Source organism: Amycolatopsis vastitatis (assembly GCF_002234595.1).
In the GTDB taxonomy this organism is placed as follows: Bacteria; Actinomycetota; Actinomycetes; order Mycobacteriales; family Pseudonocardiaceae; genus Amycolatopsis; species Amycolatopsis vastitatis.
Window position 1 is genome coordinate 1 of record NZ_NMUL01000055.1, and the last position, 13,025, is coordinate 13,025.

Below are 13,025 nucleotides of genomic sequence, written 5' to 3' on the forward strand. Positions count from 1 at the left end.
GGCGCAGCCGAAGAGCGTCCGCGAGCAGATCGGCGCGGCGCTGGAAGAGGCGGATGAGTTCATCGATTCGGAGTTGAAGAGCTCCCGGCAATGGGCGCAGGGGCAGATCGACGAAGAGAAGAACGATCCGAACAAGGCTCCCGATGCGGGCACCACGGTCCGGAGGTTCGTCGCCGGCGCGTACGCGGCGGTGCACGACAACGTGACTTCGACCGCGGAACTCGTCGGTACGCTCGACAAAGCCATTCAGGGTGACGAAGCGGCTTCGCGCAAGGTCGAGCAGACCGCCAAGGACATCGGGGATGGTGTGGTGAACACCGTGCGCGACCGCGATGCGGCAGTGGACAAGGCTGTCGCGGCCGGGAAACAAGCTTGGGAAGGGTTCAAGAAGGCCCCGGTTTCCGGCACCGGCGAAATCATCGCGAACCTCGCGACCTACCGCAAGATCACCAGATCGGCGGAGGACGAGGCGGTGGTCGCCCACACGGGGGCGGGGACGACGGGGAGCCCGAAGGTCAATCTCAAGCGCACCGAGATCGACGGCACCAAATACCCGGAATCCGCCCAGCACATCATCGACAACCTGAAGCCCAACGCGAAGGGGAAATACCGGTACGACGCCACGGTGGACCGGCCGGGAACGAAGGCGCGTCGCAAGGCATCGCTGCGCGGCGTTCGCCGGATGCTCTTCAAGGATCGAGACGAGTGGCCCCAGGCGGTGTTCAAGGAAGGCGGCGCGGGGGCCAGCGTCCGGCACATCGGTCGTTCGGACAACCGGGGTTCGGGCGCTGCACTGGGCAACCAGCTGCGCGGCAACAAAGCGGGCGACTACCGGATCCACGACGGCACCAGGATCCGGGTCTTCGTCAAGCCGCCGAAGCCACCTACGCCTTGACGAGTGAACGGTCCTTTCGCGTTCTGCCGCGAAAGGACCGTTCACCACCTACGCGTGGCTCAGTACTGCTCCACCGTGGTTTCGAAGCTGAGCCAGCCGAGCAACGCCAAGGTGCCGAAGGTTCCGCACAGCCCGGCCTCGTTCTTGCCGGGCTTCTTGCCCGGTCCGCCCATGCCGTAGCAACCCAGCTGCTGCAGCAGGTCGATCGGCTTCGTGAGCTGGTCCGCGGCCTCGCGGATCTTCGAGAAGTCCGTGCCGGGAATGGCCTTGGCGAGCGTGACCAGGAACCCGCCCGTGGTCCGGCGAATCGCGTCGAGCTGCTGCCCGCACGCGGTGTCGGTCGGCGCGGGGTGGCCCGAGCAGGCCGTGCCCATGGTCGCCGACAGCGACTGAACGCGGTAAAGCCGGAAGAGGTCGATCGGACGGGTTTGCACCGCCGTTGTCGAAGGAGCGGGGACCGGGGGCCTCGATGTGACGGCCGGAGCCGCCGGGGACTCCTCGGCCCCGCATCCGGCCAGCGCCAGACCGGCGAGCAGAGTCCCGGCGACCGCGCTGCGAAGCCTGGTCTTCTTTTCGTTGCTGTGCATGGACATCTGTACCCGCCAATCCGACGATCCGGTCGTTGCGCGGTCACCGTCGCACCCGGGACCTGAGGTTTCGATGACAAGCGGTGTCCCGGGACCGGTCCCGGGACACCGGGGCTACGGTCGCCCGGATCCGTACCTCGGGAAAGAGGGCTGAGGCGTGAGGTTCGACGAGGTGGGGAGTCACCATGGGTGAGTCGAGGGCCGGAGAGGCCTACGCACTGATCGCACGGAACATCCAGGGGGTGATCCGCGGCAAGCCGGAGGTGGTCCGGCTCGCCGTCGCCGCGCTGTTCGCCGAGGGGCACCTGCTGATCGAGGACGTACCCGGCCTCGGCAAGACGACGCTCGCGCGGTGCCTGGCGCGCAGCATCGGCGGCAGCTGGAGCCGGATCCAGTTCACTCCGGACCTGCTGCCCGGCGACATCACCGGGGTGACCGTCTACCACCAGAAGGACGAGCGGTTCGCCTTCCATCCCGGTGGGGTGTTTTCGAACGTCGTCGTGGCCGACGAAATCAACCGCGGCACGCCCAAAACGCAGTCCGCGCTGCTGGAGGTGATGTCCGAGCGACGGGTCACCGTCGACGCCGTTTCCCATGACGTGCCGCGGCCGTTCCTCGTCATCGCCACCCAGAACCCGATCGAGATGGAGGGCACCTACCGGCTGCCCGAGGCGCAGCTCGACCGGTTCCTGATGCGCCTGTCCGTCGGCTACCCGGATCTCGACGCCGAGGTCATGGTGATCATGAGCGACTGCGCGGGCGTGTCACCCGACGACCTCCCGGCGGTGGTCGACGTCCCGATGATGCTCGACGCGATCGCCGAGGTCCGTGCTTCACACCTCGACAGGGCGGTCGTCGAGTACGCCGCGCGGCTCGCCGGAGCGACCCGCGAACACGCCGCGGTGCGGTTCGGGGTGAGTCCGCGCGGGAGCATCGCGCTGGTGCGCGCCGCCCAGGCCATGGCCGCGACCGAGGGCCGCGGGTTCGTCACGCCGGACGACCTCAAGGACGTGGCCGTGCCGGTCTTCGCGCACCGGCTGGTGCTCACCGCCGAGGCCGAGCTCGGCCTGCTCGGCGCCGCCGACGTCGTGGCCGACGTCTTGGCCACGACACCGGCTCCGGCGATGAACCACGCGGGCCGCTGACCATGCGGCCGACCCGGCGCGGTACTGCCGTCCTCGTGGTGTCCGTGGTGCTGGTCGCGGCGGCGGAGTGGGCGGGGTACCCGCTGTTGCGCGTGCTCGGCGCGATCGGGCTCGGCGCCCTGCTCGCTGCCGTCGCCGTCACCGCCCGCGGGATGCGGGTGGCGGTGTCCCGGGTCGTCTACCCGGATCGTGTCGAGCGAGGCCGGCCGGCCTTGGCGAAGCTGCGGGTCCGCAATCTCGCCGCCCGGCCCCAGCCCGGCTTCGCCGCGTGGGACCACGCCGGCGGGAGCACCCGGACCGTGCAGGTGCGTGCGCTGGCCGAAGGGGCGGAAGCGACCTACCAGTACGAGCTTCCTACCGGGACCCGCGGGCGGATGGCGGTCGGGCCGCTGACGCTGTTGCGTGCCGATCCCTTCGGTCTCGCCCGCAATCGGCATCCGGCCGGCGAGACCGTGACGCTGTGGGTGTATCCGCGCAAGTACGCGGCGCGCGCCCGGGCCGGCGGCTTCCCCCGGCACCACCACGACGGCGCCACCACCGACGACTCGTTGAGGGGCTCGCTCGACCTGCGCGACGTCCGCGAGTACCAGCCCGGTGACGAAGTCCGGCACCTGCACTGGAAGGCGACCGCGCGAACCGGCCGGATGATGGTCCGCGACTACGCCGACCCCGAGCAGCCGCGCTTCACCCTGCTGCTCGACACCCGAGCCGATGCGTTGCCGCCGTCCGTTTTCGAAGAAGCCGTCGATCTTGCGGCATCACTGCTCGCCGCGTCCGCCACTGCCGGGCACCACAGCAGGCTGGTCACCTCGGGCGGCGGCGACCTCTCGACGTCCGGTGGCCCGCTCGCGGTCAGGCAGCTGCTCGACGAGCTGTGCCGGGTACGCCAGGACTCCGGCGCCGGACAGGCGCTCGTGCCCGGCGTGCTGTCCGCGGTCCGGCATCAGGGTGGCTGCCTGACGGTCGTGACGTCGGGTGCGGGCGGCCTCGGCACGCTCGCCGGGCTGCGCGCGCGGTATTCGTCGTTTTTCGTCCTGGACCTGGGTTCCGGTGGCGTCCCGCCGGTGATTCCCGGCGCGCGGGTGCTCACTGCCGACAGCGCGGCGAACGCCGTGCGCCGGTGGAACGAGGTGGTGTGATGCCCGGCAGGTTCGGCGTGCCGTGCGTGCTGCTCGCCGCCGTCGTCGCGGGCCTGTTGTTCGTGCCGGTGTTCGGGGTGACGGCGTTGCTCGCACCGCTTCTGGTCCCCGCCGTGGCGCTGTTCGCGGTCGCCCAGCTGTGCGCGCGTACCGAGGTGCTCGCCGCGTGGCGCCCGCTGCTGCTCCTCGTGGCCGGGCTGCTCGCGGTCGTCGAGACCGTGCTCTTTTCGACGACCGTGGCCGGATTGCCCACCGGCGAGACGTTCTCCGCGCTGGCGTCCGGGATCACCGAGTCCTGGCGGCTGACCCTGCAGTCGACCTGGCCGGCGCGGCCGTCGCCGGACCAGCTGCTGTTCGTCCCGTTGCTGGCGTTGCCGGCCGGGGTGCTCGGAATCGAGCTGCTGCTGCGTTCCCGGAAGCCGCTGGTGGCGCTGATCCCGAGTTTCGCAGTGGTCGTCGTGAGCCAGCTCTACGTCGCGCTGTCCGGACTCGCGGCCGTTGCCGCCGGTCTCGGTTACGCGGCTGTCGCGGGAGCGTTGTTCGCCCTGACCCGTCCCGGCGAGGAGAAGCCGGCGAGCCGTGCAGCGCCGGCGTTCGCTTCGGGTGTGCCGGTGGTGCTCCTCGGGCTCGCGGCGGCAGTGGCGGCCGGGATGCTGCTTCCCGCTCCGGGCGGCCCGGCGTATTCGCTGAAGCAGGACCAGCCGGCGCAGGTGAGCGGGCGCGTGACCGGGCCATTGGACGACATCGCCCACCGGCTGGAGCACCCCGGCGTGCCGATGTTCTCCGTCCGCGGGGACGCGCGGCCCGACCGGTGGCCGCTGGTCGTGCTCGACGCCTTCGACGGCGTCAACTGGACGCCGGGCAGCGACTACCGGCGGCTCGGCGTCCGGTTGCCGCCGAGCCCGTCGGTGGCGGTGCCCTCCCGGGAACGGACGGCGGCGATCCGGCTTGGCGACCTCGGCGGGCCGTGGCTGCCGAGCCAGACCTGGCCCGCCGCCGTCAGCGGAGCCGATCCGCTGGTCGAGGAGGCGCAGGGCTCGCTGTGGCTGCCGCGTCCCCCCGGCGAGTACCGGCTGAGCTGGTGGGAACCGCAGGTCCCGGTCGCCGACCTCGCGGCCGCCGCGATCGACCCCCGGGCACCGGGTGGGCTCGGCGCGATCGGCGAGCCACCCGCGGACGTCGAGACGTTGGCGCGGTCGGCCGTCGGCGGCTTGCGCCCCAGTTTCCAGGCGGCGCTCACGCTGGAACGGTTCTTCCGCGAGGGCTACCGCACCGCGGCGGGCACCGGCCTGCCGAGCGGCCACGGCTGGCCGCAGCTGCGGAAGTTCCTGTTCGAGACGCGGCGGGGCACGAGCGAGCAGTTCGCGGCCGCGTACGTCGCGCTCGCCCGGATCGTCGGCATCCCGGCCCGCCTGGTCGTCGGCTTCCGCAGCCCGGCCGAGCCGGACGCGGGCGGTGGCTACACCGTCCGCAACGGCGATGTCCTGGCCTGGCCCGAGGTGGCGGTCGCCGGTGCCGGCTGGGTGCCGCTGGATCCGGCCGGGGCCACCCGCCTCGGTGGTGCCGGTGGCCCCGCCGGTCTTTCGGAGGTCACCGCGCAGGCGCGTGCGCAGCTGCCTCCGGCGACGCGGCAGCACGACGCACCACTCCCGGCGGTCGAGGGCGCCGGCGGCCCGGGCGGCGCGGACACCGGAGACCGGCCGTTCCCGGTGCTCTGGGTACTCGCCGGGCCGGTGGCGCTGCTGCCGGCCTGGCTCGTGGGGGTTCCGCTGGCCAAGTTCGCCCGTTCGCGGCGCCGACGGCGCCGGGCGGGTGCCGGTGCGGTGCTCGGCGCCTGGCTCGAGGTCCGCGACCGCCTTCGTGACCACAGGGTCCCGTGGACGGCCGGGATGACGGCTCGTGACCTCGCGGCGGCCGCCCGGGGGATCGGCAGTCCGTCCATAGTGGATGGATTACGTGCGCTGGGCGGCACCGTGGACCAAGTCCTGTGGTCCGGGGATACTCCCGGCGCCCAAGCGGGTTCCCGCGCCTGGGCCGCGGTCCGCACCGTCCGGCGCGGTCTGGCCGGTCGTGGCCTGCGCGTCCGCCTGCGCGCCGCCCTCGACCCCCGCACCCTCCTGGTCGACCGGCACCGGACGCGGAACCCGGGCCGCTGACCTCCACGACAGCGGCGGCAGCGTTCAACGAACGGCGGACGCCTCACACCGCTTGCCGCACCGACATCACCGCCCACGGCGGGAGGTCGGCGTCGATCTCGAGCGTGCCGTCGCCGGACGCGGCGAGGATGAACCTGCGGAGCGAGCCGGCGACGTCGCGCAGGTACTCGCTCTGCGCGCGGGACAGGTTGAGCGGGGAACCGAGCTGGTGCCAGGCTTCCGCGACGTTGCCGTGTTCCCAGTCCAGGACCTCGACGAGGAAGGGGGTTCCGGGCGCCAGCCCGCTGATCGAGTGCCGGATCCGCCGAGCCGGTCCCCGTTCCGCGAGCGCACGGGTGGCCGGGTACGAGCCGGCCGAGCCGACGGACCTCATGGCCATCTCGTCCGGGTAGTTGAAGAACAGCGCCGAGACTGCGGACGTCCGGCTGTTCCGGGTCACCACGCCGTCGGCCGTCGCGAGCAGCAGCCGGTCGCCGAGCCGCTCGAGCATCCTGAACGCGTGGAAAGTCGGCTTGGGGATGCCCCCCTCGTTCACGAGACCGAAGCCGCCGTGGAACGGCCCCAGCCCGGCTCCACCCTCCTCGAACACGTCGGTGAAGGTCCAGTAGGAGATCGAATCGGCGAGGGTGGCGCACTTCAGGTACGCCCGCGTGACGAACGTCGCCGCGAACAGCGTGTCGTGGACGAAGTCGCGGGCCGACGGCGACGTCGACCACTCGGTGATGTGGATCTCCGCTTCCGGGAAGGCGCTGTCCGCCACGAGGTCGCGCAGCAGGGTCAGGTCATCGAACGTGGCGTCGGCGTACCGGGCGATGTGGACGGCCTCGCCGTCGGCACCGTAGGCGAAATCGGTCGGGTACAGGTGCGTCGAGACGAAGTCGACGGGCAGCTCGCGCTTGGCGCACCAGTCGAGGAAGTCCTCGACCCACACCGGCCGCCAGTCGAGTGAGTCCACATCGGACGCTCCGGCGGTCGCGTGCATCGCCGAGCGGTCCTCGGTTTCGCCCCGGTAGCGGTCATCGGGCACGAAGACGCTCGTCGCGGGCCCGCCCACCTTCAGCCCGGGATCGATCTTCCGGATCGCCGTCACGGTCTGCTCGTAGAGTTCGAAGTACTCCGTCTTCGTCCCGGTCCAGAAGTGCGGGACCAGGTTCGGCTCGTTCCACACTTCGAACCGCCACTCGCGCACCTCCGCGAGCCCGTACCGGCCGATCCAGTGCTCGACCGCCCGCGTGACCAGTTCGGCCCAGCGCGCCATGTCCTTGGGCGGACTGCAGTGCGCGCCCCACCAGAACACCGTCTCGGGCACCGTCGCCAGCTCACGCGGCATGAAACCCAGTTCGACGAACGGACGGGCGCCGGCCTCGAGGATGAAGTCGAACACCTTGTCCACGTAGCTGAAGGTGTACACCGGCTCGGGCAGCGGGGTGTTCCGGCCGAACCCGTGACCGTAGCTTTCCCGGTACACGAACATGTCGTCGTGGAAGACGCCGTGGAAGCGGACGTAGCGAAAACCGCAGGCGTCGACGACCTCGCCGAACTGCCGCTGCCAGTCGGCTCGCAGCGCCTCGTTCGCTCGCCCGGCGCCGACGCACTCCGCCCAGACGTGCGGCAGCGCGGTCTCTTCGGGCAGGTCACCGTCGATCCGGAGGCGGGGGCCGGTCGAAAGGTCGTGGGTCATGGCCTCACTTTTCTTTCTCGAAGTCGGTGGTGCTAGCCCTTGACCGCACCGAGCGCCACGCCCGACTGCCAATACCGCTGCAGGCTCAGGAAAGCGATGATCAGCGGGACGATCGTCAGCAGCGCGGCGGTGATCACGAGGTTCTGGATGAGCGCGCCGTTCCCGGCCGTCGAACCCAGCTTGTTCCACTCGTTGAGCCCGATGGTCAGCGGATACCAGCCGGGATCCTTGAGCATGATCAACGGCAGGAAGTAGTTGTTCCAGATCGAAACGAACGAAAAGAGCAGGACCGTCACGCTCGCCGGGGCGAGCATCGGGAGTGCGATCCGCGCGAAGGTCCGGAACTCCCCGGCGCCGTCGACCTTCGCGGCCTCGAGCAGGTCCGTCGGCACGGCTTCCGCCGCGAACACCCACATCAGGTACAACCCGAACGGGTTGACGAAACTCGGGACCAGCACGGCCCACGGGGTGTTGGTGAGGCCGAGCCGCGCGAACAGCAGGAACTGCGGGATCGCCAGCGCGATGCCGGGCACCGCGATCGACCCCAGGATCACGAACAGGAGCAGGCGCTTGCCGCGGAAGTGGAGTTTCGCGAGCGCGTACCCGCCGAGGGCCGCCAGGAAGGTCGAGACGACCGCGCCGACGACGACGTAGAGCACGGTGTTGAGCAGCCAGCGGACGAAGATCCCGTCCTGGTAGCGGAAAACGGCGGTGATGTTGTCCCACAGGGCGAACCGGCCGCCGGGCGCGAGCCCGAACGACGAGACGAAGTCGGCCTGCGACTTCGTCGCGTTGACGACCAGCCACACCAGCGGCAGCAGGCAATACAGGGCGAAGAGCCACGTCACGGCGGTCAGGGTCACGCTCTTCCTGGGGTTCTCGACGGTGGGCAACCGCCGGGGTCTAGTTGTCGAAGGCATTCCTGAGTCCTCTGATCTGGACGACGTAGGCGACCGCGATCGTGAGCGCCGCCATGACGAGTGCGAGAGCGGCCGCATAGCCCTGCTGGGATCCGGTGAACGCCAGGTTGTACGCGTAGAGGTTGGGCGTGTAGTGGGTGGTGATGCCGCTGTTGGCCACCATGGACGGCAGGATCTGCGGTTCGTTGAAGATCTGGAACGTGCCGATGATCGAGAAGACGACCGCGATGACCAGGGACCGGCGCAGCGCGGGCAGCTTGATCCGCCACACCACCTGGTACTCGTTCGCCCCGTCGAGCGCGGCGGCCTCGTACAGCTCGCGCGGGACGGCCTTGAGCACCGCGTGGAAGATGAGCATGTTGAAGCCGGTGAACGCCCAGGTGACCATCACCCCGATGGAGATGAGCGTGGTGCCGGGGGTGAACGGGTCGAGGTCCGTGCCCAGCGCTTTGTCGAGGCTGCCGAACAGGCCGTACTTGACGCCCAGCAGGAATCCCCACATCAGGGTGGACACGACGGCCGGCACCGCGTACGGGAGGAAGATCGACACCCGCAGGAACCGCGTCCCGTGCAACCGCCGGGAGTCCAGCGCCAGCGCGAGCGCCATGGCGAAGATCAGCATGAGCGGCACCTGGACGAGCGTGAACGCCAGGACCCGCCCCACGCTGTCCCAGAACTGCGCGTCCCGGAACAGCTTGGTGTAGTTGGCGAAGCCGGTGAACGTGGTGCCCCCGACGAGCTTCCGCTGGAAGAGACTGAGGAACGCGGCGTAGATGACCGGGATGACGTACACGAGCGTGAACAACAGCGCGAAAGGCGCGATGAACACCAGCCCGATCTGCTTCTTGCCGCGTTTCCGGGCCGGTGCCCGGTGTCGTGTCGTTTCCGGCGGCACCACGGCCGCAGCGGTTGGGCCCATGTCCGCGGTGCTCCTTTCGGTCCGTGGCAGCCGTCAGTCCACCTGGAAGCCCTGCTCGTTGCCGTAGGCGATCATGCGTTTCTTCCACTCCTCGAGGATTCCGGCCAGCGAGCCCTTGCCCGTGGTGTAGAGCGGCGCGACGATGTCGTTGTAGGTCGACCGGGCCCACTCGAAGAACGGCGGGTACTGCCAGCCGCTCGCGACGATCTTCGAGGCTTCGGCCAGCACCGGACCGACCTTCTGGCCGCCGAAGTACTGGTCGACCTTGCCTTGGGCCGCCGAGGCGAGCACCGCCGTGTTCGGCACGAAGGCGCCGGCGTCGACGCGGGGCGAGAGGCCGCCGCCGTGCGTGAAGTACTCGAGGAACTTGAACGCCGCCTCCTTGTGCCCGGAAGTAGCCGGGATTCCGAAGCCGCTGCCGCCGTTCTCCGCCCCGACCTTCTCGCCCGCCTGCCACTGCGGCATCAACGCGACCTTGAACTGACCGGCGGCCCGGGGCGCACGCTGCGGCAGTGACGAGGTCAGCCACCCGCCCATGGTCTGCGAGGCGAGGCTGCCGTCGTTGAGGGTGCGGTTCCAGTCGTCGGACCACGCCGTGACCTTGGTGTTGAGCAGGCCCTCGTCGAGCAGCTTCTGCCAGAACGCCACGGCTTTCGTCGTGGCGGGCTGGGTGAAGTCGATGTGCACCCTGGTCCCGTCCACCCGGAACGGGCGCCCGCCGGCCTGCCAGATGAGGGAGAGCAGGAGGAAGAGGTCTCCGGTGTCCTGGGCGATGTAGTGGTCGCCGCCGAGCGCGCGGATCTTCTTGGCGGCCTCGTAGTACTCGTCCCACGTGGCCGGGGGTTGCTGCACACCGGCCTTCTTGAAGGTGGTTTCGTTGTAGAACAGGACCGAGGGACCGTAGTCGGAAGGCAGTGCGAAGACCTTGCCTTCGACGGTCACGTCGTTCCAGGCGGCCTCGACGTAGTCCTTCTTGAGGTTCCCGGCGCCGAGCCCCCCGAGGTCTTCGAGCTTGCCGGGAATGGCGAAGTAGGGCACCGCGAAGTACTCGAACATCGCCAGGTCGGGCACCCCCGAACCGGCCTGGATCGCGTTGTCGAGCGCGGTGTACTCGTCGAACGACGAACCGGCGTTGACCACCTTGACCTTGATGCCCGGGTTCGCCGCCTCGAACCCGGGCACGGTCTTCGCGACGGTGTCGTCCCAGCTCCAGACCGTGAGGTTCACCGGACCGTCACCGCCGCCGCCGCCCGCCGGCCCGCTCGAGCAAGCACCCAGTACGAGCATCGGCACGAGCGTCGCGGTCAGGAACCTGGCTTTCGTGGGGACCCTCATGAGCCGCCTCCTCCTTGAGATGACTCGAAATGTTTTCGCATCTTTTTCGGATGCTGGGAGGCAAGCTACTCGGCGCTTTCGCGCCACGTCAAGGCGTGACGGGGCGGCTGTGTACCCTGAGCGGGGTTCGAAAAAGTTTCGATTGGACGGAGTTCTGATGAGAGGGCGATCTCGGTCCGAGCGGGCCACCCTGGCGGACGTCGCCCGGCTGGCCGGCGTCTCCCCGGCGACCGCCTCGAAGGTCCTCAATGGACGCAGCGACGTGGGGGCGGCCACTCGCGACCTCGTCCTCGCGACCATCGCCGAGCTCGGCTACAAGCCGACGACGGCCCGGCGGGACCTGCAGCGGGAGCGGACGCTCGTCACCGTGCTCGACATCGTGGAGTCGCGCTACGCCGGGACGGTACTCCAGGGCATCCTCGTCGCCGCGACCGCCGCCCAGGCCGAGCTGCTCCTGCGCCTGCCGCCCCCGGACTGGACCGGCACGAGCCGCACCGCGGCCCGTGCGTGGGTCGCGGAGCTGCAGGCGTCCGGGGTCGCCGGCGTCGTCGCGCTCGCTGTCGCCGTGCCCGACTCGGTGCTCGTCGCCGCCGAAGAGGCGGAGTTGCCGGTGGTGACCATCGACCCGATCGACACGACCGACTCCCGGGTCGTGAGCATCGGCTCCACCAACTGGGCGGGCGGCCGCTCGGCGACCGAGCACGTCCTCAGGCTGGGGCACCGCAGGATCGGCTGGATCGGCGGCCCGCTCGGCTCCGCCCCCTCGGCGGAACGCTTCCACGGGTACCAGGCCGCGCTGCACGCGGCGGGCATCACGCTCGAGCACGCGCTGATCCGCCACGACACGTTCTCCGTCGAAGCGGGACTCCGGCACGGCCGTGCCATGCTGGCGCTCGGCGAGCGGCCCACCGCGATCGTCGCGGGCAACGACGAAATCGCCGTCGGCGTGCTCGCCGCGGCCCGCGAACTCCGCATCGCCGTCCCGGCGGAGCTGTCGGTCACCGGCTTCGACGACACACCGCAGGCGCAGTGGACCACGCCCCGGCTGACGTCGGTCGGGCAGCCGCTCGCCGGGATGGGCCGGATGGCCGTCGAGACCGTCCTCGGCATGGCGGGCGGAGTCCAGCCGGCCTCACGGCACCTCGAGCTGGCCACGACCCTCAACGTCCGCGACTCCACCGGCCCCGCGACACCGGCGTGAAGTTCGGCGTCGCTACCGGTTCGGTTCGTTCCGCAGAATCACCGTTCGCGGAGTGAAGAACCGTTTCCGCACGAGATTGGTTCCGAATGTGAGCAAGGCGACGGACGCGGCCAACGTCACGAGGAACAGCGCGATGAGTGCGAACACGCCGATCGAATCGGCCAGTTCATCGGCCTGTGACAGCAGCAAAGCCGCCGGCCCGGCACCGACGAGAGGAGCGACGAGCCAGCAATACAGGTAAGTCCGCACTACTTCGGCGCCGACGATTCGAGAGCGGCCGACAATGGTGTAACGCGTGGTCGTGCTCATCCCGGTGGACAGCGAACCCACTTCTTGCAGGTAATAACGCGCGATCGGGAAGAGGGGAAGCAGGATGCTGATCCACGCGGTCTTGAAATGCATTCCCGATGCGTCACGCGCTGTCGGGCCCAGCAGGACCCGGCCGATCCCGTTGACCGCCTGGAAATTACGGGCGCGCGCCTGTTCGGCGGGACTGAGCGACCAAACGATATCCGACACGGGCAAAACGCTACCTCGCGCCCGTGACGGACGCAAGAAAATCGCGGGGCGTCAACAAACATGCGCCAATTGTCGCGGCGCCGTGCATCGGCAGACTTCGGCGTTGCTGTCAAGACGGTAATTCTTCCCTGTTCCGGAGCGAGCCGGTCGCCGCCGGGGAGCATTGCGACGCCCGCCGCGGGAGGCTTCGCAAGACACCGCGTCGGTTCCCTCCGCGGCAGGTCACGGGCGGTGCGGGTGGCGTTGTCGACGGATTGTCGACGGCCCCTGCCACCATCAACCGGAGCAATGGAGTGATCAATTTCGCCGATCGAAGGGATGAATGTGAGTAGAAATTCGATCAGTCGTACTCTCTTGACAATCCTCATGACAATCGTAACCGGGGTGGCAGTGCTCCTCGGAGCATCCGGGGCGGCGCAGGCGTCGACTTCTGTCGGTGATATCGGCGCTTCTCCGGCCGCGGTGAACGATCCGCTGCTGTTCTACAGAGCCGGCGACGGCGTGGCCGTCACCGGCTCTGTCGACAAT

At 69.7% G+C, this 13,025-nt stretch carries 11 protein-coding genes; 5 read left to right on the plus strand and 6 right to left on the minus strand.

What is annotated here, in order from left to right; all coding sequences use genetic code 11:
• The coding region (locus CF165_RS40885; RefSeq protein ID WP_205661129.1) for a NucA/NucB deoxyribonuclease domain-containing protein at positions 1 to 895 on the plus strand (895 nt) is incomplete at its 5' end.
• Between the two features lie 59 nt (positions 896 to 954).
• Here CF165_RS40885 and CF165_RS40890 read toward each other — a convergent pair.
• Entirely contained in the window at positions 955 to 1,482 is a 528-nt protein-coding gene (locus CF165_RS40890; protein WP_143268800.1) for a hypothetical protein, read from the minus strand.
• 185 nt (positions 1,483 to 1,667) lie between these two features.
• On the opposite strand from CF165_RS40890, the gene CF165_RS40895 reads away from it, so the two are divergent.
• Genes CF165_RS40895 through CF165_RS40905 form a run of 3 tightly spaced genes read left to right on the plus strand, consistent with a single transcriptional unit; the run spans position 1,668 to position 5,922 of the window.
• A complete protein-coding gene (locus CF165_RS40895; RefSeq protein WP_093952957.1) occupies positions 1,668 to 2,627 on the plus strand; it encodes an AAA family ATPase in 960 nt (319 codons plus the stop codon).
• A gap of 38 nt (positions 2,628 to 2,665) precedes the next feature.
• Complete coding sequence (locus CF165_RS40900; RefSeq protein WP_338023628.1) at positions 2,666 to 3,766, plus strand: DUF58 domain-containing protein; 1,101 nt, start codon at positions 2,666 to 2,668, stop codon at positions 3,764 to 3,766.
• Entirely contained in the window at positions 3,766 to 5,922 is a 2,157-nt protein-coding gene (locus tag CF165_RS40905; RefSeq protein WP_093952959.1) for a transglutaminase TgpA family protein, read from the plus strand. Before CF165_RS40900 ends, CF165_RS40905 begins: the two co-directional genes overlap by 1 nt.
• Positions 5,923 to 5,965: 43 nt before the next feature.
• On the opposite strand, the gene CF165_RS40910 is transcribed toward CF165_RS40905, so the two are convergent.
• Genes CF165_RS40910 through CF165_RS40925 form a run of 4 tightly spaced genes read right to left on the minus strand, consistent with a single transcriptional unit; the run spans position 5,966 to position 10,777 of the window.
• Complete coding sequence (locus CF165_RS40910) at positions 5,966 to 7,603, minus strand: GH39 family glycosyl hydrolase (protein WP_093952960.1); 1,638 nt, start codon at positions 7,601 to 7,603, stop codon at positions 5,966 to 5,968.
• Positions 7,604 to 7,635: 32 nt separating this feature from the next.
• Positions 7,636 to 8,466 (minus strand): carbohydrate ABC transporter permease, encoded by an 831-nt coding sequence (locus tag CF165_RS40915; RefSeq protein WP_240522034.1) that lies wholly within the window; start codon positions 8,464 to 8,466, stop codon positions 7,636 to 7,638.
• A gap of 40 nt (positions 8,467 to 8,506) precedes the next feature.
• Positions 8,507 to 9,442, minus strand: a complete 936-nt coding sequence (locus CF165_RS40920; RefSeq protein ID WP_093952962.1) for a carbohydrate ABC transporter permease — start codon at positions 9,440 to 9,442, stop codon at positions 8,507 to 8,509.
• A gap of 33 nt (positions 9,443 to 9,475) precedes the next feature.
• Positions 9,476 to 10,777, minus strand: coding sequence for an ABC transporter substrate-binding protein (locus CF165_RS40925; RefSeq protein WP_093952963.1), 1,302 nt, complete (start codon positions 10,775 to 10,777; stop codon positions 9,476 to 9,478).
• 157 nt (positions 10,778 to 10,934) lie between these two features.
• Between CF165_RS40925 and CF165_RS40930 the strand changes: the two genes are divergently transcribed.
• Entirely contained in the window at positions 10,935 to 11,978 is a 1,044-nt protein-coding gene (locus CF165_RS40930) for a LacI family DNA-binding transcriptional regulator (protein ID WP_093952964.1), read from the plus strand.
• 12 nt (positions 11,979 to 11,990) lie between these two features.
• Here CF165_RS40930 and CF165_RS40935 read toward each other — a convergent pair whose 3' ends face one another.
• Positions 11,991 to 12,497 (minus strand): hypothetical protein, encoded by a 507-nt coding sequence (locus CF165_RS40935; protein ID WP_240522035.1) that lies wholly within the window; start codon positions 12,495 to 12,497, stop codon positions 11,991 to 11,993.
• Between the last annotated feature and the right edge of the window lie 528 nt (positions 12,498 to 13,025).